General features: G+C 62.0%; 22 protein-coding genes. 15 read left to right on the forward strand and 7 right to left on the reverse strand.

The window, feature by feature from the left end:
• Positions 1–4: 4 nt before the first annotated feature.
• The gene (locus tag U0004_RS22470; RefSeq protein WP_034785488.1) at positions 5–790 is read left to right on the forward strand and encodes a DUF2145 domain-containing protein; all 786 of its coding nucleotides are present in this window, start codon (positions 5–7) and stop codon (positions 788–790) included.
• A 48-nt stretch (positions 791–838) separates the two neighbouring features.
• Here U0004_RS22470 and U0004_RS22475 read toward each other — a convergent pair whose 3' ends face one another.
• The 5 genes from U0004_RS22475 to U0004_RS22495 all read right to left on the reverse strand — a co-directional run bounded on the left by U0004_RS22475 (position 839) and on the right by U0004_RS22495 (position 7008).
• A complete protein-coding gene (locus tag U0004_RS22475; protein WP_034785487.1) occupies positions 839–1912 on the reverse strand; it encodes an ABC transporter ATP-binding protein in 1074 nt (357 codons plus the stop codon).
• Between the two features lie 35 nt (positions 1913–1947).
• On the reverse strand, positions 1948–3738 hold the full coding sequence (locus tag U0004_RS22480) for an ABC transporter permease (protein ID WP_070260562.1): 1791 nt from the start codon (positions 3736–3738) through the stop codon (positions 1948–1950).
• A 68-nt stretch (positions 3739–3806) separates the two neighbouring features.
• A complete protein-coding gene (locus U0004_RS22485; protein ID WP_070260560.1) occupies positions 3807–4904 on the reverse strand; it encodes an ABC transporter substrate-binding protein in 1098 nt (365 codons plus the stop codon).
• A gap of 43 nt (positions 4905–4947) precedes the next feature.
• Entirely contained in the window at positions 4948–5943 is a 996-nt protein-coding gene (locus U0004_RS22490; RefSeq protein ID WP_070260558.1) for a Bug family tripartite tricarboxylate transporter substrate binding protein, read from the reverse strand.
• Between the two features lie 3 nt (positions 5944–5946).
• Positions 5947–7008, reverse strand: coding sequence for a porin (locus U0004_RS22495; RefSeq protein ID WP_034785482.1), 1062 nt, complete (start codon positions 7006–7008; stop codon positions 5947–5949).
• Positions 7009–7222: 214 nt separating this feature from the next.
• Between U0004_RS22495 and U0004_RS22500 the strand changes: the two genes are divergently transcribed.
• The 4 genes from U0004_RS22500 to U0004_RS22515 all read left to right on the forward strand — a co-directional run bounded on the left by U0004_RS22500 (position 7223) and on the right by U0004_RS22515 (position 10686).
• Positions 7223–7945, forward strand: coding sequence for a response regulator (locus U0004_RS22500; protein ID WP_070260636.1), 723 nt, complete (start codon positions 7223–7225; stop codon positions 7943–7945).
• On the forward strand, positions 7942–9447 hold the full coding sequence (locus U0004_RS22505; protein ID WP_115057558.1) for a sensor histidine kinase: 1506 nt from the start codon (positions 7942–7944) through the stop codon (positions 9445–9447). Before U0004_RS22500 ends, U0004_RS22505 begins: the two co-directional genes overlap by 4 nt.
• A 168-nt stretch (positions 9448–9615) precedes the next feature.
• Positions 9616–10176 carry an outer membrane beta-barrel protein gene (locus tag U0004_RS22510; RefSeq protein ID WP_034785479.1) on the forward strand — a complete coding sequence of 187 codons (561 nt, stop codon included), beginning with the start codon at positions 9616–9618 and terminating at the stop codon, positions 10174–10176.
• Between the two features lie 144 nt (positions 10177–10320).
• Complete coding sequence (locus tag U0004_RS22515; RefSeq protein ID WP_052140398.1) at positions 10321–10686, forward strand: ribonuclease E inhibitor RraB; 366 nt, start codon at positions 10321–10323, stop codon at positions 10684–10686.
• Positions 10687–10749: 63 nt separating this feature from the next.
• On the opposite strand, the gene U0004_RS22520 is transcribed toward U0004_RS22515, so the two are convergent.
• Positions 10750–12072 carry a homoserine dehydrogenase gene (locus U0004_RS22520; protein WP_034785478.1) on the reverse strand — a complete coding sequence of 441 codons (1323 nt, stop codon included), beginning with the start codon at positions 12070–12072 and terminating at the stop codon, positions 10750–10752.
• 73 nt (positions 12073–12145) lie between these two features.
• Positions 12146–13375: a pyridoxal phosphate-dependent aminotransferase gene (locus U0004_RS22525; RefSeq protein WP_034750427.1), complete on the reverse strand. Its 1230-nt coding sequence runs from the start codon at positions 13373–13375 to the stop codon at positions 12146–12148.
• A gap of 424 nt (positions 13376–13799) precedes the next feature.
• Between U0004_RS22525 and U0004_RS22530 the strand changes: the two genes are divergently transcribed.
• From U0004_RS22530 to U0004_RS22575, 10 genes are all read left to right on the forward strand, one after another.
• Positions 13800–14192, forward strand: a complete 393-nt coding sequence (locus U0004_RS22530) for an Mth938-like domain-containing protein (RefSeq protein ID WP_070260554.1) — start codon at positions 13800–13802, stop codon at positions 14190–14192.
• Positions 14189–15862 (forward strand): glycosyltransferase family 39 protein, encoded by a 1674-nt coding sequence (locus tag U0004_RS22535; RefSeq protein WP_034785473.1) that lies wholly within the window; start codon positions 14189–14191, stop codon positions 15860–15862. Before U0004_RS22530 ends, U0004_RS22535 begins: the two co-directional genes overlap by 4 nt.
• Positions 15863–16068: 206 nt before the next feature.
• Entirely contained in the window at positions 16069–17205 is a 1137-nt protein-coding gene (locus U0004_RS22540; RefSeq protein WP_070260552.1) for a DegT/DnrJ/EryC1/StrS family aminotransferase, read from the forward strand.
• 11 nt (positions 17206–17216) lie between these two features.
• The gene (locus tag U0004_RS22545) at positions 17217–18212 is read left to right on the forward strand and encodes a glycosyltransferase (RefSeq protein WP_070260634.1); all 996 of its coding nucleotides are present in this window, start codon (positions 17217–17219) and stop codon (positions 18210–18212) included.
• Positions 18212–19129, forward strand: coding sequence for a formyltransferase (locus U0004_RS22550; RefSeq protein ID WP_034785471.1), 918 nt, complete (start codon positions 18212–18214; stop codon positions 19127–19129). The genes U0004_RS22545 and U0004_RS22550 overlap by 1 nt, the downstream gene beginning before the upstream one ends.
• A 21-nt stretch (positions 19130–19150) precedes the next feature.
• Positions 19151–20203: a bifunctional UDP-4-keto-pentose/UDP-xylose synthase gene (locus U0004_RS22555; protein ID WP_034785470.1), complete on the forward strand. Its 1053-nt coding sequence runs from the start codon at positions 19151–19153 to the stop codon at positions 20201–20203.
• Positions 20203–21162: a polysaccharide deacetylase family protein gene (locus U0004_RS22560; RefSeq protein WP_070260550.1), complete on the forward strand. Its 960-nt coding sequence runs from the start codon at positions 20203–20205 to the stop codon at positions 21160–21162. The genes U0004_RS22555 and U0004_RS22560 overlap by 1 nt, the downstream gene beginning before the upstream one ends.
• 74 nt (positions 21163–21236) lie before the next feature.
• Entirely contained in the window at positions 21237–21707 is a 471-nt protein-coding gene (locus U0004_RS22565) for a peroxiredoxin (protein ID WP_034785468.1), read from the forward strand.
• Between the two features lie 290 nt (positions 21708–21997).
• Entirely contained in the window at positions 21998–23818 is a 1821-nt protein-coding gene (locus U0004_RS22570; protein WP_034785467.1) for a PhoH family protein, read from the forward strand.
• A 137-nt stretch (positions 23819–23955) separates the two neighbouring features.
• Entirely contained in the window at positions 23956–24630 is a 675-nt protein-coding gene (locus tag U0004_RS22575; protein ID WP_070260548.1) for a site-2 protease family protein, read from the forward strand.
• Positions 24631–24640 lie beyond the last annotated feature (10 nt).

Genomic DNA, 24640 nt, shown 5'->3' on the forward strand with positions numbered 1-24640 from the left:
TCCCATGAAACGCCTGACCGTGATTGTCATCAGCCTGGCCCTGGCCGGCGCCGCCCATGCGGGACGCTCGTGCGAGGAAAAGCAAACAGATGCGAGCACCCTCGTCAAATCGATGGACCTGGCGCAAAAGACCCTGCAGGCGCTCGATGGCTCGGGCGCGCAGGTGGCGCTGGTGGCGCGCGCCGGGCAAGACCTGTCGAAGTACAATTTGCGCTATTCGCACATGGCGCTGGCCTGGCGCGACCACCCGAAGGGCCGCTGGCTGGTGGTGCATGAACTCAATGAATGCGGCACGGCGCAATCGTCGCTGTACAACGAAGGCTTGGGCAATTTCTTCATGGATGATGTGTTCATGTATGAAACCCTGATCCTGATTCCCGGCCAGGATACGCAGCAGCAACTGGTGCGCCTGCTGACGTCGAACACGCCCAAGCGTCTGCATGAGCCGCACTACAATATGCTGGCCTACCCGTTTTCCACCAAGTACCAGAATTCGAATCAGTGGGTGCTGGAAACCCTGGCCGCCGCCAGCAACGAGCCGGGCAAGATCGAAACGCGCGCCGAAGCGCAAGGCTGGCTGCGCAGCGCCAGCTACGCGCCGCAAACGCTCAGCATACCCGCCGCCACGCGCCTGGGCGCGCGCATGTTCCGCGCCAATATCGCTTTTGACGATCACCCGTTCGAACGCCGCATGACGCGCCAGATCGATGTCGTCACCGTCGACTCCATCGTGCGCTTCATGCGCCAGCGCGAACCGAAGGTGCAGGAAATCGTCGTGCGGGGGAATTAAGGACGCGGCAGCACGGACGAGGTGGCCAGCATGGCCACCTCGTCATCGTTAAAACACCCAGAGCTTATCGGCCGGCATGTGCAGCCAGTACTTGCCCGCCTCGAGCTTGTGGCGCGAGTACGCGCGCAGGCTGATGTTCTCGGCGCCACCGCGCTCGAACAGGCATTCCCAGCGGTCGCCCAGGTACATGCACGTCAGCAGCGGCAGCTCGATGGCGTTGTCGACCTGCGTGGCGCTGATCTTCACTTCCTCGACGCGGATCATGGTGGTCACTTCCGTGCCCACGTTGGCGCCGCGCGCCACGCCCTGCATGGACGCGCCATCGACCAGCAGGCGCACCTGATTGCCTTCGCGCTGCACCACCTTGCCGGGCAGGCGGTTGTTACTGCCCATGAATTCAGCCGTGAACAGGGTGTCCGGCGTTTCATACATGCTTTGCGGCGTGCCCTGCTGCTCGATCTTGCCGTTATTGAGCAGCAGGATGCGGTCGGAAATGGCCATCGCCTCACCCTGGTCATGCGTCACCATCAGCGCGGACAGGCCCAGGCGCACGATCAGCTCGCGCAGGAAGGCGCGCGCTTCCTCGCGCAGCTTGGCGTCCAGGTTCGACAGCGGTTCGTCGAGCAGGATCACGGGCGGGTTGTACACCAGCGCACGGGCGATCGCCACGCGCTGCTGCTGGCCGCCGGACAGCTGATGCGGATAGCGTTCGCCCAGGTGCCCCAGGCCCAGCTGCGTCAGCACTTCCTTGATGCGCGCGGCGATTTCCGTGCTGCCCATCTTGCGCAATTTGAGGCCATAGGCGACGTTGTCGAACACGGTCTTGTGCGGCCACAGCGCATACGACTGGAACACCAGTCCCAGGTTGCGATGCTCGGCCGGCATCTCGAAGTGCTGCGCGCCGTCGAAGACATTGCGCTCGCCGATCTGGATGGTGCCCGCCTTCGGGCTTTCCAGCCCGGCGACGGCGCGCAGCAAGGTGGTCTTGCCGCTGCCCGAAGGCCCCAGCAAGGCGACCACTTCGCCTTTTTTCAGGTGCATCGAGACACCCTTCAGGATCTGGTTGGCGGCGGCGCCGGTGCCGTAGTCCAGGTACAGCTCATTGACGGTCAATTCATTCATGATGTGGTCTCAGTTCTTGTATTTAGTTATGCAACTCAGTTGTGTAACTTGACGCCGAAGCGCAGCGCGATGCCCAGGCCGATGGCCACCAGGGTGATATTGATGAAGGACAGCGCCGCCACCAGGTCGGTCGAGCCGCCTGCCCACAGCGATACCAGCATGGCGCCGATCACTTCCGTGCCCGGCGAGAGCAGGTACACGCCCGTCGAATATTCGCGCTCGAAGATCAGGAACACCATCAGCCAGGCGCCCAGCAAGCCGTATTTGATCAGCGGCAGGGTCACGTCGCGCGTCACCTGGCCGCGGCTGGCGCCGACGGCGCGCGCCGCCTCTTCCAGTTCCGGTCCCACCTGCAGCAGCGCCGTGGAAATGAGGCGCATGCCGTAGGCCATCCACACCACCGAATACGCGAGCCACAGGGCGAAGATCGTCGAGCGCACTTCACGCAGCACGGGAATCACATGGCCGCTCAGCCACAAGGCCACGCCGTTGTCCATGCCTTTCAATATGCCGTCGAGCCAGGCCGGCACGAACAGGAACACCCACAGGAACGACAGGCCGGCCAGCAGACCCGGCACGGCGCGCGGCACCAGCACGCTGTAATCGAGCAGGCGCGTGATGCCGTCCTGCTTGCGGTGCATGGCCAGCGCGATGAAGCTGTAGCAGCCCACGGCCAGCGCGCCGCCGACGACGCCGATCAGGATGGTGTTGACGATGCCGCGCACCAGCGATGGCTGGTCAAAAATGTCGCGGAAATGCTGCAGTGTCAGCACGTCGGCCAGGTGCACGCCTTCGCCCCAGTACTGCACGAAGGAGCGCAGCACGATGCCTGTCAACGGCAGGATGATGGTGAAGATCAGCCAGCCGGCCAGCAAGGCAAACGCCAGCCACTTCCAGCGGCCCAGCGGCATGGCCTTGCTGCGCGCGCCCTTGCCCTTGATCGACACATACTTGTTCGCCGATTTCAGCAGCCAGCGCTGTATCATCACCAGCGGCATGGTCACCATCACCAGGCAGACGGCGACGGCGGCCATCAGGTGGTACGACGGCGTGCCCAGCTTGTTCGTCAGCTTGTACAGATAGGTCGGCAGCACCAGGTGGCCTTCCGGATCGCCGAGCACCAGCACCAGGCCGAACACTTCGAAGCCGAGGAAGAACACCAGCACGCCCGCATATGCGAGCGCCGGCATGATCATCGGCAGCGACACGTTCAGCATCACCTGGATCGGCGAAGCGCCGGCAACGCGGGCCGCTTCTTCCACGTCCGAGCCCAGGCTTTTCAGGGCCGACGAGGCATACAGGTAGACGTGCGGCACGTGCGTCAGGCCGGCGATGATGACGATGCTGGTGAAGGAATAGATATTCCAGGGCACGAAGCCGAACAGCTCCTTGGCCCAGATCGAATAGAAGCCCACGGGCCCCATCGACACAACGTAGCCAAAGCCCATCACCATCGGCGACACAAAGATCGGCACCAGCAGCATGGGCGCCACCCAGCCGCGGCCCGGCAAATCCGTGCGCACCATCAGGAAGGCCAGCATGCCGCCCAGCGGCACGGCGATCACGGTCAGGCCGCAGGCCAGCATCAGGCCATTCTTGAAGGCCATGGCGAAATCGGGATCATCGAAGATGAAACGGTAGGAGTCAAAGCCGAATTCGCGCACGGGCATGAAGAAGGGCGCGTTCAAAAAGCTCTGGTAAAAAATCAGGAACAGCGGCAGGAAAATGGCGACCAGGGTAATCGCCACGACCACGCCGCGCGACCAGTTCAGGCGCGACAAGGGAGAGCGCGACCGTGCAGGCAGCGGCAAGATAGCAGTTTGCATGATGAATCCAATGAATGAAGGGTGCGGCGTGCGCCCGCGAGCCAGGCTCGCGGGCGGCTAAGTCGGCGTTATTTCTTGCCGGCTGTTTCTTTCCATTGTTTTAAGAAGGCCATGCGCTTGGCAGGTCCCAAAAATTGCAGGATGATCGGATGCACGGGAATCGGCTTGACGTTGGCCGCGCCGATTTCCTTGATCAGGTCCGCCGAGGTGGTCTCGCCCGTGACGTCGGCGCGAATCGCGTACAGCTTGGCGCCGTTGGCGATGATGGTCTGGCCGCGGTGCGACAGGATGTAGTCGAGCCACAGCTTGCTGGCGTTGACGTTCTTCGCGTTCTTGTTGATGAACTGCACGCGCGACAGGATCAGGGTGTAGTCCTTGGGCAGCACCACGCCGATCGACGGGTCGGTCTTGGCGCGCACCAGGGCGTAGGAACCCAGCACGTTATAGCCGATCAGGTTTTCACCCGACGAAATGCGCTCCATCATGGTGCCCGTCGACGACTGCACGCGCACCTTGGCCACGCCAAACGCGTTTTGCAGCGCCAGGAATTTCGGATACTCCTTGGCGTCCTGCGACATGAACATGAAACCCACGCCCGACTTTTCAATGTCGTAGGTGGTGACCTTGTCCTTGAATTTCGGCGTGGCGATCAGCTTGGCGAAGTCGTCGTGGTTCTTCGGCACTTCCTTCGGATCGAGCAAACGCTTGTTATAGACGATGGCGGCCGGCTCGAACGTGGTGCCGTAAGCCTGGTCGTCCCACATGGCCCAGCCGGGGATCTTGGACGCTTCCACGGATTTGTACTTGAGCGCATAGCCGTCCGAGGCCAGGCGCATCTGCAAGTCCATCGCCGACGACCACATCACGTCGGCCGTGTTGCCGCCGGCGGCCACTTCGGAAATGAAGCGGTTGTACACTTCGGTGGAATTCATGTCGTTGTATTCGACCGAGATGCCGGGATACAGGGCGCTGAAATCCTTGATCAGCGGCGCGGCGGCCTTGCTGTCGGTGGCGCTGTAGATCACCACCTTGCCTTCCTTCTTGGCCGCGTCGATGATCTTCTGGTAGTCGGCCGGATAACCTGCCGGTACCTGGGCGAAAGCGGCGCCGCTGGTACCGGCGAAAGCGGCGGCCAGGGCGATGGCGAGAATGGTCTTGGTTTGCATGGTTTGTCTCCGTCTGTGATTGTTGTATGGTTGGCTAATGGATTCAGCGCATCAGGCCCAATTCGGCCGCCTGCCTGGAGTAGCGTTCGACCGCCTGGTTCACGTACTGCGTCAATTTGTCGCCCGTCAGCGCGAACGGATACATGCCCGCCTGCGTGCGCCACTGGGCAAACTGCGGCGTGGCCATGGCACGGTCGAACGTGGCCACCCAGCGCTGGTAATCCTGTTCCGGCACCTGCGGCCCCATCCACAAGCCGCGGATGATGGGCCACACCACATCGATGCCCTGCTCGCGCGCCGTCGGCACGCTGGCCAGCACGCCGGGCAGGCGCTTTTCCGACAGCACCGCCAGCACGCGCGCATGGCTGTCGCCCGCGTTCAAGGTCGCTTCCGACGTGTCGCCCGACATCACCTGCACATAATTGGCCTGCATCGCCGTGAAGATCTCGCCGCCGCCTTCCAGCGCGACGAAGCGCAGCACTTTCGGGTCGATGCCGGCCCGGCGCGCCACCAGCGCCATCTTCACCCAGTCCTGGCTGCCGATGGTGCCGGACACGCCGATCAGCACCTTGTCGGGGTGGCGCTTGAGCGCGGCGATCAGGTCGGCCAGGGTCTTGTAGGGCGAGTCGCTGCGCACGGCGATCATGCCGTAGTCGGCGCCCAGCGCCGCCACCCAGCGCACGTCGCCCGTCTTGGCGTTGCCGAACTTGCCTTGCGCCAGGTTCAGCAGCGAGCCGCCCGAAAACACCACCAGGGTGTTTGCTTCGGCACGCCGGCGCTGCGAGCCCATCGAGCGCCACGCCACCGCGCCGATGCCGCCTGGCAGATAGCTGATGCGCACCGAGGACGCGAACGGTGCCGCCGCCGTGGGATCGGGCTGCAGCAAGCCTTTCTGCGCCAGCTTGCAGGTCAGGTCCATGGCGCCGCCCGGTTTGGACGGCACCACGCAGTCAACTTCAGGCGCGGCAGCATTTGCCAGCGCGGGCAGCAGCGCGGACAACAGCAGCAGCGACAGGAACACGGTGCGCAGCATGGTCATGCCTTAGAAGCGGTGCTGGATGCCGGCAATCAGGCCGCGCTGCGTGTCGCCAAAACCGGCATCGTCACGCGACAGGCTGACCAGCTGCTTGTGCTTGGCCTTGGCGTAGGCGCCGGCCACGTACAGGTCTGTGCGCTTGGACAGGGCATAGCGCACGCGCGCCACGTACATGATCGGATCGGCATCGAGGTTGGCGGCCACGTTCTTCACGTCCTGGTAGTAGATCACGCCCGTCAGGGTGACGACCGGCGTGGTCTTGTAGCTGACGCCGCCCCAGTACAGGGTGCCGCGCACGTCGGCCTTGCCGGCGGCAGCCGGATCGAGCTTGTAGTCGCGCGCCGCCGCCTGCACTTTCCACGGGCCGTCGTCATACATGGCGCCCAGGTGGTAGACGGTGGTCTTGTCGCGCGCGCCGCCGGCGATGGTGTTGCCGTTCACCTGTTCATATGTAGCGAGCAGGCTGACAGGACCCGTCTTGTAGGTGACGGCCGTAGACAGCTTGGCGCTGTCCGAATTACCCGTCGACTGTTCACCGAAGCCGTACGATGCGCCGTAGCTGAAGTCGCCCGTCTTGCCCGAATACTTGACCATATTGTCGAAGGCCGTCGTCATGCCGTATTTGCTCGGACCCGTCGCGTGGGCCGAAGTGGCCCACGAGTAGAACGGCGCATAGGCCATCGGATCGAATGGCAGCACGAAGTCATACACGGTGGTGAACGAGCGTCCCAGCACGACGCGGCCAAACGCGCCTTCCAGGCCCACGTTGGCCTGGCGCTTGAACAGCGCTCCGTCGGCCGCGCCCGTGTCGACCAGGATGCCGCCTTCCAGATTGAAGACGGCCTTCAGGCCGCCGCCCAGGTCTTCGCTGCCCAGGATGCCCCAGCGCGAGGTGTTCATGCCGCCCGAGCTGACTTGCGTCATCGAGCTTTTGTTCGGACCGGCGTTGCTGGTGTTGCTGATGCCGGCGTCCAGGCGACCGTACAGGGTGACGTTCGACTGGGCGTGGGCGCTGCCGGCTGCGGCGAGTAGCGCCATGGCGGCCAGCGAGAATGCAGTTTTCTTCATGTAGAGTGTCTCCCTTAGATATAGTTATTAGTGATATGCCTGATCATTTTCATGAATCAGGATCACACTATATGAGCGCGATCCTTTCAATTCGCTTTCAGACTGACAGGTGTCGTCCGCCAGCCACAAGGCGGGCAAACATATTCATCGCCGCCCCTGTCGGCGCGGCGCCGGCAGGCTTACACTGCACCAATTCAAACGAATGGCGGAGACCATGCGCATATTATTAGTGGAAGACCATCTGGAGCTGTCGCACTGGCTGGCAAAGGCCCTGCGCGACGCGCACCTGACGGTGGAGACCGCCCACAACGGCGCCGATGCCGACGCCCTGCTGCATACGCAGGAATATTCCCTGGTGCTGCTCGACCTGACCCTGCCGAAGATGGATGGCCTGGACGTGCTGCGCCGCCTGCGCGCGCGCGGCGGCACGCGCGGCAAGACTCCCGTCATGATACTCACGGCGCGCGGCGGCCTCGATGAAAAAGTGCAGGGCCTGAACCTGGGCGCGGACGACTACATGGCCAAGCCGTTCGAGCTGGCCGAACTGGAAGCGCGCGTGAAAGCCCTGCTGCGCCGCAGCCAGGGCAACGAGGCACTCGTGCACACCTGCGGCGCCCTCAGTTTCGACACCGTCACGCGCATGTTCAGCTATCGCGGAGCGGCGCTGGCGCTGACGCCGCGCGAACACGCGGTGCTCGAAGCGCTGATCACGCGCTCGGGGCGGGCCGTGTCGAAGGAAAAGCTGTTTGACGAAGTCTTTGCGCTGGCCGACGACGCCAACCTGGACGCCATCGAACTGTATATCCACCGCGTACGCAAAAAACTCGAGAACGGCGTGGAAAGCGGCTCGCCCGACGGCGCCGTCATCACCACCCTGCGCGGCATCGGCTACCTGCTGCAGCCGCGCAGCGCGATGGCGCCGGCCGCGCCAAAATGACCGTGCGCGCCCCCCGCCTGCCGCTGCTCGAACGCCTGCGCCGGCGCTGGGCGCAGAGCCGGCCGCTGGGCAGCCTGCGCAGCCAGCTGCTGCGCTGGCTGCTCATTCCGCTGGTGATGCTGGTGCTGCTCGATGCCGTTTTTGTCTACCGCAACGCGCTCGACGCGGCCGACATGGCCTACGACCGCTCCTTGCTGGCATCGACGCGGGCGCTGGCCGAGCGCGTCTCCATCGTCGGCGGCAAGGTCGTCGCCGAAGTGCCTTACGTGGCGCTCGACAGCTTCGAGACCGACACCCTGGGCCGCATCTACTACAAGGTGACGGGCATCAATGGCGAGCTGGTGTCAGGCTATGGCGACTTGCCGCCCGTGCCGAAAAACGTGCCCCGCTCGCAGAACTATCCGGCCCTGGTGCGCTTCTACCACGCCGACTACCACGGCAAGCCGATCCGCATCGCCGCCCTGCTGCAACCCGTGTATGACGACTCGATGCGCGGCATCGCCCTGATCCAGGTGGCCGAGACGCTGGACGCGCGGCGCGGCCTGTCGAACCAGATCCTGTTCGACACCCTGATCTGGCAGGCGGCAATGATACTGGTGATGGGCGCCCTCGTGTGGTTTGCCGTGCGCCTGGTGCTGCGCCCGCTGATGCGCCTGAAAACGGAAGTCGAGACGCGCACCCTGTCCGATTTGTCCGACGTCGATCCCACGCTGGTACACAAGGAAATGCGCCCGCTGGTCAGTGCCATGAACGGCTCCATGTCGCGCCTGCAGCAGCTGATCGCCAGCCAGCGCCGCTTCATCGCCGACGCCTCGCACCAGCTGCGCACGCCATTGACGGTGCTGAAAACCCAGGCCGAACTGGCCATGCGCGAGTGCGACCGCCAGGCGGGCGCGCCGCCGGACATCGCCGCCCTGCGCGACATCGTGCGTTCGATCGCCGCCACCACCGATTCGACCGTGCTACTGGCCAACCGCCTCCTGACCCTGGCGCGCATCGAGCATGGCGGCGAGAATCTGGCGATGGATACCGTCGCGCTGCGCGACGTGGCGCAGCAGGTGGGACTGGAAATGGCCATGACCGCGGTCGCCAAACATATCGACCTGTCGCTGGAAGCGCCCGACGAGGCACCCGTGCATGGCCAGGCCCTGCTGCTGCATGAACTGGTGGCCAACCTGGTCGACAACGCCCTGCGCTACACGCCGCAGGGCGGCAGCGTGATCCTGCGCGTGCGCGCGGCGCAGACGGGGATCGGACACGAACACGGCGCCGTGCTGGAAGTGGAAGACAGCGGCAAGGGCATCCCGCCGGCCGAGCGCGAGCGCGTGTTGACGCCGTTCTACCGGGTCGGCGCGGCGCTCGAGAGCAATCCTGGCGGCGCCGGGCTGGGCCTGGCCATCGTGCGCGACATCGCGGCCCTGCACGGCGCCCGGCTGGAACTGGCGACGGCGGCGAATGGACATGGACTGAAGGTCAGCGTGCATTTCAGCGGTGCCGCATGACGGATTGCGCAGACAGGCAGTTCACATGTTACGTTGCTTAAAAACAACAAATGATTTATTTCTAATATTTTTAAAATAATTGCCTTACATAAACATATTCATCCCTATACAATTCGGCTCCCATTAAGCGGCGAGACAGTCTCTCCGCATTAATTATCTAGGATTAATATGAAAAAGCAATTGTTTGCAGTAGTCGTCGGCGCCGCTCTGGCATTCCCTTTGTTTGCACAAGCTGAAAACATTTATGTCGGCGCGAATGCCGGCCGTTCGGAATTGAAATTGTCGGGCGATGTCGCTTCGGGCAAAGAAAACAAAACCGGTTTTAAAGTTTATGCCGGTTACGACTTCACGCCTAACTTCGGCGCGGAAGCCGGTTATGTCAATTTCGGCAAACTGAAGGAAAGCGAAGGCAAGGAATCGCTGAGCATGGAAACCAGCGCAATCTACGCAGCCGCCACCGGCACCTTGCCATTGAACGCTGAATTCTCGCTGTTTGCAAAAGTTGGCGTTACTCAAAACCACACCAAAGCCAAATTGAACCTGATCGGTTTCAGCGCCAGCGAATCGAAAAACAAAACCGCTGCCCTGTTTGGCATCGGTGCTGCTTATAACTTCAATAAAAACCTGTCGGCCGTTGCTGAATATGAAAACTTCGGCAAAACGATGAGCCAGGATGGCATGAAACTGAAAGCCGACCTGCTGTCGATCGGCCTGCGCTACAAGTTCTAATTCACGCTCGCGCGAATCAGAATCAAGCCGTTGTTAGCGGCTGATAAAAAAACCGGCCACGCAGCCGGTTTTTTTATGGGTGAATGGTAAGCAGGCGGCATGGATGCTAAGATCGCGCCCTGAGATTTTAAGGAAGGCACCGCCATGATGACCAAAGAAGATGTAAGCGAACTGTTTGCCAATATCGCCGAGAACGCGCCATGGGACCTGTCCCAGCCGCTGCTGTGGGGCTATTACTTCACCAACCCCACGTCCGAACCGCTGGAGCAGGCCGCCACCGTGCTGGCGCTGCAGGGCTACCGCCCGGTGGAACTGTACCAGCCGGAACTCGACGATCCGGCAGCACCGCCCGTGTGGGTGCTGCACGTGGAAAAGGCCGAAGTGCATGGCGTCGACAGTCTGCACGCGCGCAATGGCGAGCTGATGGCGTTTGCGCAGGACAATCAGCTGGCCAGCTATGACGGCATGGATGTGGGCCCCGTCGGCGCGCCCGACGTGCCGCAGCATTAAGACCGCCATCGGATGAAAAAACGGCGCCCGCGGGCGCCGTTTTGCATGGCTCGCTGAAAACGCTCAGCTCAGGTTTTCCAGGCGGATCTTGGTGACCGTGCCCACCACGCTGTTCAACGCTTCCATCTTCTCGATGGCGGCCGTGACGTTCTTTTCCTGCGTCTGGTGCGTCAGCATGATGATGTCCGTGTGCGTCTCGCCCTCGGCTGGCTCTTTTTGCAGCATGGCGTCGATCGAGATGCCGCGTTCGGCCAGGATGCGCGTCAGGTCGGCCAGCACGCCCGGCTGGTCGGCCACGTGCATGCGCAGGTAGTAGCTGGTGGTGATTTCCGACATCGGCAAGATCGCGATATCGGTCATCGCGTTCGGCTGGAACGCCAGGTGCGGCACGCGGTGTTCCGGGTCGGCCGTGGCCAGGCGGGTGATGTCGACCAGGTCGGCGATCACCGACGAGGCGGTCGGCTCGGCGCCCGCGCCGCGGCCCGAGTACAGGCTGGCGCCGACGGCGTCGCCATGCACCAGCACCGCATTCATGGCGCCTTCCACGTTGGCGATCAGGCGCTTGGCCGGGATCAGGGTCGGATGCACGCGCAGCTCGATGCCTTCCACGCCATTGACGGTGGCGCGCTTGGTGATGCCCAGCAGCTTGATGCGGTAGCCCAGTTGCTCGGCGTAGCGGATATCGACGGCATTGAGGTTGCTGATGCCTTCCACGTAAGCCTTGTCGAACTGCACCGGGATGCCGAAGGCGATGGCCGACATGATGGTGGCCTTGTGCGCGGCGTCGACGCCTTCGATGTCGAAGGTGGGATCGGCTTCCGCATAGCCCAGTTCCTGTGCCTGTTTCAGCACGGTGGCGAAATCGAGGCCCTTGTCGCGCATCTCGGACAGGATGAAATTGGTGGTGCCGTTGATGATGCCGGCGATCCATTCAATGCGGTTGGCCGTCAAGCCTTCGCGCAGCGCCTTGATGATGGGGATGCCGCCGGCGACGGCCGCTTCGAAGGCCACCATCACGCCCTTGTCCTGGGCGGCGGCGAAGATTTCGTTGCCGTGCACGGCCAGCAGGGCCTTGTTGGCCGTGACCACATGCTTGCCGTTGGCAATCGCCTGCATGACCAGGGTTTTCGACAGGTCGTAGCCGCCGATCAGTTCGACGACGATGTCGATCTCGGGATCGTTGACGATCAGCATCGGGTCATTGACGACCTTGCAGCCGCCGGCGACCAGCGCTTCGGCGCGCGCCACGTCGCGCACGGCGACGGCGACGACTTCAATGCCGCGGCCCGCGCGGCGCTTGATTTCTTCCTGGTTGCGTTTCAGGACGCTGAACGTGCCGTAACCGACATTGCCCAGGCCCAGCAGGCCGATCTTGATGGATTTCATAGTTGTGCTTGACTGCTCATAAGTGGCGCCCCCTTGAGCGGCGCCAGGTTGATCGAGATTGCTGCTGGCTGATTCAGCCCCGGCCGTGACGCTTGCGGTAACCTTCGAGGAAGCGCGCAATGCGCCCCATGGCCTCGGTCAGGTCATCGGAGTTGGGCAGGAAGACGACACGAAAATGGTCGGGCGCGATCCAGTTGAACCCCGTGCCCTGCACGATCAGGACCTTGGCTTCGGCCAGTAATTCATAGGCAAACTGCTGGTCGTCGGCGATCGGGTAGATCTCCGGGTCCAGGCGCGGGAACATGTACAGCGCGGCCTTCGGCTTGACACAGGTGACGCCCGGAATATCGGTCAGCAGCTTGTGCGCCAGATCGCGCTGTTTCAACAGGCGCCCGCCGGGCCCCACCAGGTCTTGTATGCTCTGGTAGCCGCCAAGCGCCGTCTGGATGGCAAATTGCCCCGGCGCGTTGGCGCATAGCCGCATCGAGGCCAGCATGTTGAGGCCTTCGATGTAATCCTTTGCGTGGCGCTTTTCGCCCGAGACCACCATCCAGCCGGAACGGTAGCCGCAGGAGCGGTAATTCTTCGACAGGCCGTTCATGGTGATGAACAGCACGTCGTCTGCCAGCGAGGCGATCGACACGTGCTCGGCTTCGTCGTACAGCACCTTGTCGTAAATCTCGTCGGCGAAAATGATCAGCTGGTGCTGGCGCGCCAGTTCGACGATCTGCAGCAGCACGGAAACCGGGTACAGCGCGCCCGTGGGATTGTTCGGGTTGATGACGACGATGGCTTTCGTTTGCGGCGTGATCTTGCGGCGCATGTCCTCGATGTCGGGATACCATTCGTTCTGCTCGTCGCACACATAGTGCACGGGATTTCCGCCCGACAGGCTGACGGCGGCCGTCCACAGCGGGTAGTCGGGCGCCGGCACCAGCACTTCGTCGCCACTGTTGAGCAGCGCGTTCATCGACATGACGATCAGTTCGGAAGCGCCATTGCCCAGATAAATGTCATCGATGGTCACGCCGGCGATATTCTTGCCCTGGGTGTAGTGCATGACGGCCTTGCGCGGCGCGAACATGCCTTTCGAATCCGTATAGCCGGCCGCGTTCTGCAGATTGAGCATCATGTCGCGCACGATCTCGTCGGGCGGATCGAAGCCGAATACGGCCAGGTTGCCGATATTGAGCTTGGTGATCTTGTGGCCTTCTTCTTCCATTTGCCTGGATTTTTCCAGGACCGGGCCGCGGATGTCGTAGCAGACGTCCGCCAATTTATTCGATTTCTGAATCGGTCGCAAAATAAATCCCTGTCGTGATGCGGCGCGGTGACCAGAACTTGCAGCATGATAGCCGCGCCAGAACTATGAACCCGTGAAACTGCAATGCGAAAGACTGCAAGGCGAAAACAACCATTCTCGCCGAAAACAGGCCATTTTATCAAATTAAACATGGCCAACCCCAGCATTTGACGCCGATTCTGCCACGCCGGCGCCTTCGGACGACAATCGGGCGGGCGCCATCTTCATCTTCCCTTAATCTTGCAGCATTACCATGGCGAAAGCAGGCATCGCCACTGTGGCGCCGAACATTGCAATTTGGAAAGGATGTTGCTTTTCAGTCGCTCTTTTCTGTCATTTATGGCATGCTTACGCCCTTGGCCGCGGCACGCAATTTGGCCGCGCGCGCACCGATCAACCGACACGACCAGCCCCCGATATCGCCATGAAACTCCATGCCAGCAGCACCCAACAATACCAGACTGTCACCGGCTATGACGAAAACGGCGTCGAGATCAATGCCCAGCCGTATAACTACAGTCTGATCGTCATGCCGGAAATGCCCCCGCGGGCGTGGGAGGTGGACAGTTTCGAACAGCTGAACGAAGCGCATTTCGCGCAAATCCTGGCCGATGCGCCCGACGTGGTCATCCTCGGTACGGGCGAGCGCCAGCGCTTCGTGCACCCGAAGCTGACGGCCGCGCTGACCATGCGCCGCATCGGCGTCGAATGCATGGATAGCCAGGCTGCCTGCCGCACCTACAATATCCTCATGGGCGAAGGCCGCAAAGTCACCCTGGCACTGATCCTGGCCCCGGCTGCAGGCAAGGCCGCATGAAAATCAATGTCAACGAGCTGCACTCGTCGCGGGTGCTGATGTGGTCGCTGCTGGGCATCTTCATCGTCGTCACCCTGTATGCGCTGGGCGTGCGCACCCTGGTGCCGCCCGACGAAGGCCGCTACGCGGAGATGGCGCGCGAAATGTTCGTCACGGGCGACTGGATCACCACGCGCCTGAACGGCATCAAGTACTTTGAAAAACCGCCGCTGCAAACGTGGATGAATGCGCTGACCTTCGCCGCCTTCGGCCTGGGCGAATGGCAGGCCCGTTTGTGGACCGGCCTGTGCGGCATCATCGGCGTGTGCATGACGGCCTACGCGGGCAAGAAAGTGTTCGGCCCGCGCGTGGGACTGTATGCGGGCCTGGTGCTGGCGTCGAGCCTGTTCTGGCTCGCTTCCGGCCAGATCAATTCGCTGGACATGGGCCTGTCGGGCATGATGACCCTCACCATGGGCAGCCTGCTGATCGCCCAGCGCGACGACGCCACGGCGCTTGAACGGCGCAACTGGATGCTGGCCTGCTGGGCCGCCATGGCGCTGGCCGTGCTGGCCAAGGGCCTGATCGGCATCGTGCTGCCGGGCGCCGTGCTGGTGCTGTATTCGCTGTGTGCGCGCGACTGGCGCATCTGGACGCGTTTGCATCTGGTCAAGGGCTTGCTGGTGTTCTTTGCCATCGCCACGCCGTGGTTCGTGCTGGTCGCCCTGCGCAATCCGGAACAGCCGCATTTCTTCTTCATCCATGAGCATTTCCAGCGCTTCCTGATGAAGGGCCACAAGCGCGAAGGGGCCTGGTATTACTTCCTGGTGCTGCTCATTCCCGGCATCCTGCCGTGGATAGGCGTGCTGCCGCAAAGCCTGGCCGCCGCCTTCCAGCGCCAGGAAGGCGCCTTCCAGCCCCGCTTGATGCTGCTGGTCTGGGCCGTCTTCATTTTCTTCTTCTTCAGCTATTCGACCTCGAAGCTGCCTGGCTACATCGTGCCCATCTTCCCGGCGCTGGCCCTGCTGGTGGCGCTGTACCTGGAATCGGCCTCGCGCCGCCAGCGCATGCTGGCCGCCGGCCTGCTGTGCGTGCTGGGCGCGGCCGTCCTGATCGGCGGACCGATCGCCTTTGGCAAGGCCAGCGCGCGCGACGCGGAAGCCTTGATCGCGCTCAAGGGATACCAGCCATGGTTGATGGCGGCCGGCTTCTTCGCCCTGGCCGGTGGCGCCCTGGCCTTGCTGCATGCGCGCCAGCTGCGCCGCGACATGACGGTGCTGACCATCGCCGGCGCCGGCTTCCTGGCCACGCACTGCATCCTGGCCGGCTCCGAACTGTATGGCCAGAACCGCGCGGGCACCGACATGCTGCCGCAGATCCAGGCCGAACTGACGGCCGATACCAAGCTCTATTCGGTCGGCATCTATGAACAGTCGCTGACATACTACCTGCAGCGGCCCGTGATCCTCGTCGATTACTGGGATGAGTTCACGTTTGGCCTGAAACAGCAGCCCGAGCTGTCCATCCCGAGCATCGAGACTTTCATCACGCAATGGACGAACGATGCCAACGCCGGCGTGCGCGACATGGCGATTATCAGCCTGTACCGTTACAAGGAATTGCAGGAGCGTGGCGTGCCCATGCGTGTCATTGCCAAGGATGCGCGCCGCATGGTCATTGCCAACAAATAAATGTTTAAAGGGGCGCGAGGCAGTATGGATCGCGCCCCCGGCCAGCTTGCCCCGCCCCCGCATCAGCAGGATTTTTCACCGCTGAACCGGCTGCGCCGCCGTACTGACGATATAAAATAGCCATGCCTGCCAGCGGCCATTGACCGCACTGGCAGCCTCGGCAACGCCGATACCCTGACACAATACAGATCCAAGAACTGCGCCCCATGACCTCTACCCTGCCCTTTTTGCCATTTTCCAAACCCACCATCGATGAAGCGACCATCGCCGCCGTCGGCGAAGTGCTGCGCTCGGGCTGGATCACCAGCGGCCCGAAAGTGCAGGCATTCGAAGCCCAGCTGTCCGAGTATTTCGGCGGGCGTCCCGTGCGCACCTTCAATTCGGGCACGTGCACCATGGAAATCGCGCTGCGCATCGCCGGCATCGGCCCCGGCGACGAAGTCATCACCACGCCCGTGTCGTGGGTAGCGACAGCCAACGTCATCATCGAGGTGGGCGCCACGCCCGTGTTTGCCGACATCGATCCCGTCACGCGGAATATCGACCTCGACAAGCTGGAAGCGGCCATCACCCCGCGTACGAAGGCCATCATCCCCGTCTACCTGTCCGGCTTGCCCGTCGACATGGACCGCCTGTATGCGATTGCTGAAAAGTACAATTTAAGGGTCGTGGAAGACGCGGCGCAAGCATTCGGCTCCACCTGGAAGGGCAAGCGCATCGGCGCGTTTGGCGACTTCGTCTCGTTCAGCTTCCAGGCCAACAAGAACATCACCACGGGTGAAGGCGGCTGCCTCGTCCTCAACAATCTGGAAGAAGCGAAGCTGGCCGAGAAATACCGGCTGCAGGGCGTCACGCGCAGCGGCGTCGACGGCATCGACGTCGATGTACTGGGCGGCAAATACAACATGAGCGACATCATGGCCGCCATCGGCCTGGGCCAGTTCGCCAATATCGACGCGATCACGGCCCACCGCCGCGCGCTGGCACGCCACTATTTCGCGCAATTCGGCAGCGACTTCGAAGCGCAGAGCGGCGCCCAGCTGCCCGTGCAGGACTTTGAAAACAGCAACTGGCATTTGTTCCAGATCATCCTGCCCGACAATGGCCCCGGCACGCGTGCCGCCTTCATGCAGCAAATGGCGCAGCAGAACGTGGGAACGGGCTATCATTACGCACCGATCCACCTGTTTACCATGTACCGCGAACGCGGCTTTACCGAAGGCATGTTCCCCGTCTCGGAAAAGATCGGCCGCCTGACCGTGACCTTGCCGATGTTCTACGCCATGACGACACAGGACGTGGAACGCGCCGTCGCCACCGTCAAATCCATTCTCATCAAATGAGCAGCGCGCCGATGAAACCTGAACTGTCCATTATCATTCCAATCTACAACGAGCAGGATGGCCTGGCCAGCCTGTTCGCCCGCCTGTATCCGGCCCTCGATGCCCTGCAGACGAGCTACGAGATCATCTTTGTCAATGATGGCAGCCGCGACAATTCGGTGGCCATCCTGGCGGAACAGTTCCGCCAGCGCCCCGACGTCACGCGCGTAGTCTTGTTCAACGGTAATTATGGCCAGCACATGGCCATCCTGGCCGGCTTTGAAGCTTCGCGCGGGCAAATCATGGTCACGCTCGATGCCGACCTGCAGAATCCGCCCGAAGAAATCGGCAACCTGGTGGCAAAGATGCGCGAAGGCTACGATTACGTGGGCTCGATCCGGCGCAAGCGGCAAGATTCCGCCTGGCGCACCCTGGCGTCGAAGATGATGAACCGGCTGCGCGAGCGCATCACCAACATCAAGATCACGGACCAGGGCAACATGCTGCGCGCGTACGGCCGCAACGTGATCGACCTGGTCAACCAGTGCGCCGAAGTCAACACCTTCGTTCCCGCCCTGGCCTACACGTTTGCCCGCAAGCCCACGGAAATTACCGTCGAGCACGAGGAACGCTCGGCCGGCGAGTCGAAATACTCGCTGTACAGCCTGATCCGCCTCAATTTCGACCTGGTCACGGGCTTTTCGCTGATTCCCCTGCAAATCTTTTCGATGCTGGGCATGCTGCTGTCATTCAGTTCGGCCCTGCTGGTGATCTATCTGCTGGCGCGCCGCTTCCTGTTCGGCGCCGAGGCGCAGGGCGTGTTCACCCTGTTCGCCATCGCCTTCTTCCTGATGGGCGTGATCCTGTTCGGCATCGGCCTCGTGGGCGAATACGTGGGACGCATCTTCCAGCAAGTGCGCGCCCGTCCCCGCTACGTGGTGCAAACCATCTTGCAGGACGGCATGGCCCAGGCGGAAGCCGAGGCGCCATCGTACGTGCGCCTGGAAAAGCGCCAGGTGGGCCGCTGATGGGCGCCCCGCGCGCCGTCGTCTTCGGCTACCACAATGTGGGCGTGCGCTGCATCAAGGTGCTGCTGGCCGGTGGCGTCGATATCGCCCTGGTCGTCACGCACGAAGACAGCCCCACGGAAAACCTGTGGTTCGAGTCCGTCGCCAGCCTGTGCCAGGCCGAAGGCATCCCGTACATCACGCCCGGCGATCCGCGCGCGCCCGAGCTGCTGGCGCAAGTGCAGGCGGCAGCGCCGGACATGCTGTTCAGCTTTTACTACCGCCACATGCTGCCCGCCAGCATCCTGGAAGTCGCGCCCGCCTACAATATGCACGGCTCGCTGCTGCCGCAGTTCCGCGGCCGCGCACCCGTCAACTGGGCCGTGCTGCATGGCGCCCCGCAAACGGGCGCCACCCTGCATGAAATGACGGTCAAGCCCGATGCCGGCGCCATCGTCGCGCAAACGGCCGTGCCCATCCTGCCCGATGACACGGCCTTCGAAGTCTTCGGCAAAGTCACCGTGGCGGCGGAACAAACCCTGTGGAACGTGCTGCCGGCCTTGCTGGACGGCACGGCGCCACGCCAGCTCAACGATTTGCGCCAGGGCGGCTACTTTGGCGGGCGCAAGCCGGAAGACGGCCGCATCGACTGGAAGTTACCCGCGCAGCAGGTGTACAACCTGCACCGGGCCGTCGCGCCGCCCTATCCCGGCGCCTTCACCGAAGTCAACGATGTCATTTACACCATCGAAAAAGCCCGCTTGAGCAAGCATTCCGCAGGAAGTTTGCCACCGGGCTTGGCGGTAGTGGATAATTGCATCTTTGGCGTCTGCGGAGACGGCCGCATGCTGGCCATTTCCGCGCTGAGGGCTGCCGGGGAGCCGATTTCGGCTCAGCAATTGCAAGCAAGTCTGACCACCCGCGTCAGCACACACTGATATCACTCAAGAGAATCTCACATGAAAAAAGTCCTCATCTTAGGCGTCAACGGCTTCATCGGCCACCACCTGTCCAAGCGCATCCTGGAAACCACCGACTGGCATGTCTACGGCATGGACATGAACACGGACCGCATCACGGAATTGCTGGAAGATGACAACTACAAGTCGCGCATGCACTTCTTCGAAGGCGACATCACGATCAACAAGGAATGGGTCGAGTACCACGTCAAGAAGTGCGATGTGATCCTGCCGCTGGTGGCCATCGCCACGCCGTCGACCTACGTCAAGCAGCCGCTGCGCGTCTTCGAACTGGACTTCGAAGCCAACCTGCCCATCGTCCGCTCGGCCGCCAAGTACGGCAAGCACCTGGTCTTCCCGTCGACCTCGGAAGTGTATGGCATGTGCCATGACGAGGAATTTGATCCGGAAAACTCGGAACTGATCTGCGGCCCGATCAACAAGCCGCGCTGGATCTATTCGAACGCCAAGCAGCTGATGGACCGCGTGATCTGGGGCTACGGCATGGAAGGCTTGAACTTCACCCTGTTCCGTCCATTCAACTGGATCGGCGCCGGCCTGGACTCGATCCACACGCCAAAAGAAGGTTCTTCGCGCGTGGTGACGCAATTCTTCGGCCATATCGTGCGCGGCGAGAACATCTCGCTGGTCGACGGCGGCGCGCAAAAACGCGCGTTCACCTACATCGACGACGGCATCGATGCGCTGATGCGCATCATTGCCAACAAGAACGGCATCGCCAGCGGCAAGATCTACAACATTGGCAATCCGATCAATAACTATTCGATCCGCGACCTGGCCGGCATGATGCTGACCCTGGCCGCCGAATACCCGGAATACGCCGAAGGCGCGAAACACGTGAAAATCGTGGAAACGACCTCGGGCGCCTACTACGGCGCTGGCTACCAGGACGTGCAAAACCGCGTGCCGAAAATCACGAATACCTGCGAAGAGCTGGGCTGGGCGCCGACTACCACCATGGCCGATTCCCTGCGCAATATTTTCGACGCCTACCGCAGCCAGGTAGCCCAAGCCAAAGCCCTGATGGATTAATGTTGAGCAAGCCGTTCCTGACCCTGAAAATCGACGTCGATACCTATCGCGGCACCCGTGAAGGCATGGGCAATCTGGTGCGCATGCTGGCCGCGCACCAGGCCAAGGCCACCTTTCTGTTCTCGCTGGGCCCCGACCACACAGGCTGGGCCCTGCGGCGCGCCTTGCGGCCCGGCTTTTTCAGCAAGGTGTCGCGCACCTCGGTGGTCGAACACTACGGCTTGAAAACATTGATGTACGGCACCTTGCTGCCGGGACCCGATATCGGCAAGCTGTGCGCGGCGCAATTGCGCGCCGTGCGCGATGCCGGTTTCGAGTGCGGCATCCACACCTGGGATCACACCCTGTGGCAAGACAACGTGGCCAAGCGCAACGCCGCCTGGACCATCAACATGATGCGCAAGGCCGCCAACCGCTACGAACAGGTGTTTGGCACCAAGCCGCACACGCACGGCGCGGCCGGCTGGCAAATGAATGTCAGCGCCTTTGTCGAACACGACACGGCCGGCTACCGTTTTGCCTCCGATGGCCGCGCCATGCTCGACGCGCGCGGTGCCATGGTGCATCCTGGCAATGGCCCACACCGCGTGCGCAACGGCAACACCATCCTGCAATGCGTGCAATTGCCTACCACCCTGCCCACCCTGGATGAATTGCTGGGCTGCGAAATCGACGGCAAACTGATCACAACGAGCAATGTTGCCGCGCATATATTGTCGCTGACGGCGGACAATCCCCGCGATCACGTATATACCTTGCATGCGGAACTTGAAGGACAGAAACTCGCCCCCATTTTCGAACAACTGCTGGCTGGCTGGAAAGCCCAGGGCTACCAGTTTGCAGCGATGGGCGATTATTATGAAAAGATAAAAAATACGGACTTGCCCGTTTGTCCCGTCACCTGGGATGAGTTGCCAGGCCGTTCGGGACGCCTGATTGTGCAGGGCAAAGCGGCCTGAATGCTGTATTGTTGCACCTGGATGCGTTGCCAGATTAAAAACAGCGCTGATGATCACCGTTCAGGAGAGAACCTGTGGCTGATAGCCAATCCCTCGTTAGCATACCCGACTTTAGCGCCGCCATGACCAGCGGCAAGACTTTTCAGTTGCTGGGCCGTCCGGCCAAGGCCACGGTGCTGTTTTTCTATCCGAAGGACAACACCCCTGGCTGCACCACGGAAAACATCGCCTTCCGCGATGCGTATTCGCAATTCGTCGCAGCCGGCGTGGAAATCTACGGCATCAGCCGCGATTCCCTGCGCTCGCACGAAAGTTTCAAAGCCAAGCTGGAACTGCCGTTCGAGCTCATTTCCGACCCGGACGAAGCCGTTTGTCTGCTGTTTAACGTCATGAAGATGAAACAGATGTACGGCAAGACGGTCCGTGGCGTCGAGCGCAGTACGTTTGTGATTGACGCCCAGGGCCGATTGGTGAAAGAATGGAGAGGCGTGAAGGTCGCAACTCACGTGGAAGAAGTGCTGGAATTCGTAGCGCATCTGAATTGATCGTCCATTTTTGATCCAATGCGCGTTGTCGGCTTCCAGCGAGCCTGGTTCAACCGCAGTTCAGTTCACGGTACCTATCGCCATTTTGAGTCAACGAAGCGCCTCCATCCACTCCGCCAGGCGGGCATGCAGCCCGTCGATGGCGTCCATGACCGGCCATGCTGCCGGCCTTCCGGCAGTTACTCGTCCTGTAGCATTGTTGTTCCCCCGCATCCACCCCATGAGAAGTGCCGCCAGAAGCTGGCTGCCCATGGGCGATTCATTCCAGAAATTTTTTGATTGAGATCCTGATGCCACTGCCAAAATTACCGAGCAAGCCAGCCACTATCCTGGCCACCCAAGATTACCCAACCGCAGGCGCAGCGCGCCCGGCCACCAAAACCCCGGCAGCCAAGAAAGTGGCTGCACCGATTATTGAAGCGGCGATCGCCGAAGTTGCCAAGCCGGTCCGCAATGCGGCCACGAAGATCAAGCAAGTGGCGGCCCTGATGGTCGCCAAGCCGGCGCCAGCCGTTGCTGCACCGGCGCCGGTCGCGGCCGCGCCTGCCGCCGTTGCTGCGCCTGCAGCGAAAGCCAAGCCGGCGGCAAAAGGCAAGGTCACGCCGATCAAGCCCGTCAAGCAAGCCGAGCAGCCACATCCTGCCAAACACAAGGCTGTCGAAGTGCAGCTCAAGTCGTCCGCCAGCCGCGCCGCCGACCAGCGCGGCATCAGCAAGCTGTTCGTGCTCGACACGAACGTGCTGATGCACGATCCATCGTCGCTGTTCCGCTTCGAGGAACACGATGTGTACCTGCCGATGATGACCCTGGAAGAGCTGGACAACCATAAAAAAGGCATGACGGAAGTGGCGCGCAATGCGCGCCAGGTCTCGCGCACGCTCGACGCCCTGATCAGCAACACGGATGACGACGCCATCGAACACGGCATCCTGCTGTCCAAGCTGGGCAACAAGGATGCCAAGGGCCGCCTGTTCTTCCAGACGCGCCTGCAAAGTGCCGACTTGCCGGCTGGCTTGCCAGTGGGCAAGGCCGACAACCAGATCCTCGCCGTCGTGCGCTCGCTGGAATCGGAACAAGAAGGCCGCCCTGTCGTGCTGGTGTCGAAAGACATCAACATGCGCATCAAGGCGCGCGCCCTGGGCCTGCCGGCCGAAGATTACTTCAACGACCATGTGCTGGAAGACACGGACTTGCTGTACTCGGGCATCGTGCAATTGCCGGACGACTTCTGGAACAAGCACGGCAAGGACATGGAATCGTGGCAGGAAAGCAAGAACGGCTACAGCTCGACGTTCTACCGCGTGACGGGCCCGTTCATCCCGTCGCTGCTGGTCAACCAGTTCATCTACCTGGAACCGAAAAACGGCGAAACGCCGTTCTACGGCCAGGTGAAACAGATCAACGGCAAGACGGCCGTGCTGCAAACCCTGCGCGACTTCAGCCACACGAAGAACAATGTGTGGGGCGTGACGGCGCGCAACCGCGAGCAAAACTTCGCGCTGAACTTGCTGATGAATCCGGAATGCGACTTCGTCACCCTGCTGGGCCAGGCCGGTACCGGCAAGACCCTGCTGGCCCTGGCCGCCGGCCTGGCGCAAGTGCTGGAAACCAAGCTCTACAATGAAATCATCGTTACCCGCGTCACGGTACCGGTGGGCGAAGACATCGGTTTCCTGCCAGGCACGGAAGAAGAAAAGATGTCGCCATGGATGGGCGCCTTCGACGACAACCTGGAAGTGCTGAACAAGTCCGACTCCGATGGCGGCGAATGGGGCCGTGCGGCAACGCAAGACCTGATCCGCTCGCGCATCAAGATCAAGTCGCTCAACTTCATGCGCGGCCGCACCTTCGTAAACAAGTTCCTCATCATCGATGAAGCGCAAAACTTGACGCCGAAACAAGTCAAGACCCTCGTCACGCGCGCCGGTCCCGGCACGAAGATCCTGTGCCTGGGCAACATCGCGCAAATCGACACGCCGTACCTGACGGAAGGCTCGAGCGGCCTGACTTACGTGGTCGACCGCTTCAAGGGCTGGACCCACAGCGGCCACGTCACCCTGGCCCGCGGCGAGCGCTCGCGCCTGGCCGACCACGCCAGCGAAGTACTGTAAGTGATAGCGGGCGGCGCGAGCTGCCCAGTCATTCGAAGCCCCGGCTGCAGCGATGCAGGCGGGGCTTTTTTCATGTGCGCGACTTTTCATGGCGGCATGTTCTAATACCGCTCCTTTCCTTCTGGACACATAGCCCGATGCATCCCGCCTTTCAGTTGTTGCTCTGCTTCATCCTCTTCATGTTCATCCACATTTCCGTCATGGCGGCCTGCGCCAGGCTGTCCGGCATCACGATCCGCAGCATCAGCTATGGCGTGGGACCGACTGTGCTGACCTGGGAAAAAGTCCACGTCAAGCTGCTGCCGCTGGCCGGCAGCCTGGTGCTGAAAGATACGCGTGAAGAAGAACTGTATGACGATGATCCCTGCCTTGACGCCTACAACTTCCAGCCGCTGTGGAAGCAGGTGCTGCTGCCATTGAGCGGCGTGGGGCTGCTGCTGGCATTGTCGCTGGGCATCATGGGAGCCTCGGGCTGGGACAGCTTTGTCGCGGCCTTCGTGCAAATCGTCCACGGCGCGCTGGCACCGTTGTCGACGGCGCAGGAATTGCTGGGCAGTGGAGAGGCGTTTGCCCGCACACACGGCTTTGCGCTGGCGTTCGCCCTGTTCTCGTTGAAACTGTGCGCCTTGAACCTGTTGCCGTTTGCCGGCTTGAACGGGGGACAGGCGCTGCTGGCCATCGCGCGCGGCGGCAAGCCGTATGTGACGTGGGAAGAGACGGCAGCAAAATGGCTGCTGCTGCCGGGGCTGGCGATCCTGCTGGCGTGGGCGGCGGCACTGGCCGTGTATTGCTGGCGCGCGCTGGGGCTGTAATCGCACAGCC

It is taken from the genome of Janthinobacterium lividum, assembly GCF_034424625.1.
GTDB lineage: Bacteria > Pseudomonadota > Gammaproteobacteria > Burkholderiales > Burkholderiaceae_D > Janthinobacterium > Janthinobacterium lividum.

Bases quoted from the DNA above. Each gene is read 5' to 3' on its own strand.
- U0004_RS22515 (WP_052140398.1), top strand. From the start codon at position 10,321: ATGATGACCAAAGAAGATGTAAGCGAACTGTTTGCCAATATCGCCGAG.
- U0004_RS22485 (WP_070260560.1), bottom strand. From the start codon at position 4,904: ATGCAAACCAAGACCATTCTCGCCATCGCCCTGGCCGCCGCTTTCGCC.
- U0004_RS22505 (WP_115057558.1), top strand. From the start codon at position 7,942: ATGACCGTGCGCGCCCCCCGCCTGCCGCTGCTCGAACGCCTGCGCCGG.
- U0004_RS22495 (WP_034785482.1), bottom strand. From the start codon at position 7,008: ATGAAGAAAACTGCATTCTCGCTGGCCGCCATGGCGCTACTCGCCGCA.
- U0004_RS22540 (WP_070260552.1), top strand. From the start codon at position 16,069: ATGACCTCTACCCTGCCCTTTTTGCCATTTTCCAAACCCACCATCGAT.
- U0004_RS22530 (WP_070260554.1), top strand. From the start codon at position 13,800: ATGAAACTCCATGCCAGCAGCACCCAACAATACCAGACTGTCACCGGC.
- U0004_RS22535 (WP_034785473.1), top strand. From the start codon at position 14,189: ATGAAAATCAATGTCAACGAGCTGCACTCGTCGCGGGTGCTGATGTGG.
- U0004_RS22510 (WP_034785479.1), top strand. From the start codon at position 9,616: ATGAAAAAGCAATTGTTTGCAGTAGTCGTCGGCGCCGCTCTGGCATTC.
- U0004_RS22550 (WP_034785471.1), top strand. From the start codon at position 18,212: ATGGGCGCCCCGCGCGCCGTCGTCTTCGGCTACCACAATGTGGGCGTG.
- U0004_RS22490 (WP_070260558.1), bottom strand. From the start codon at position 5,943: ATGACCATGCTGCGCACCGTGTTCCTGTCGCTGCTGCTGTTGTCCGCG.
- U0004_RS22545 (WP_070260634.1), top strand. From the start codon at position 17,217: ATGAAACCTGAACTGTCCATTATCATTCCAATCTACAACGAGCAGGAT.
- U0004_RS22555 (WP_034785470.1), top strand. From the start codon at position 19,151: ATGAAAAAAGTCCTCATCTTAGGCGTCAACGGCTTCATCGGCCACCAC.
- U0004_RS22520 (WP_034785478.1), bottom strand. From the start codon at position 12,072: ATGAAATCCATCAAGATCGGCCTGCTGGGCCTGGGCAATGTCGGTTAC.
- U0004_RS22480 (WP_070260562.1), bottom strand. From the start codon at position 3,738: ATGCAAACTGCTATCTTGCCGCTGCCTGCACGGTCGCGCTCTCCCTTG.
- U0004_RS22500 (WP_070260636.1), top strand. From the start codon at position 7,223: ATGCGCATATTATTAGTGGAAGACCATCTGGAGCTGTCGCACTGGCTG.
- U0004_RS22560 (WP_070260550.1), top strand. From the start codon at position 20,203: ATGTTGAGCAAGCCGTTCCTGACCCTGAAAATCGACGTCGATACCTAT.
- U0004_RS22575 (WP_070260548.1), top strand. From the start codon at position 23,956: ATGCATCCCGCCTTTCAGTTGTTGCTCTGCTTCATCCTCTTCATGTTC.
- U0004_RS22470 (WP_034785488.1), top strand. From the start codon at position 5: ATGAAACGCCTGACCGTGATTGTCATCAGCCTGGCCCTGGCCGGCGCC.
- U0004_RS22475 (WP_034785487.1), bottom strand. From the start codon at position 1,912: ATGAATGAATTGACCGTCAATGAGCTGTACCTGGACTACGGCACCGGC.
- U0004_RS22570 (WP_034785467.1), top strand. From the start codon at position 21,998: ATGCCACTGCCAAAATTACCGAGCAAGCCAGCCACTATCCTGGCCACC.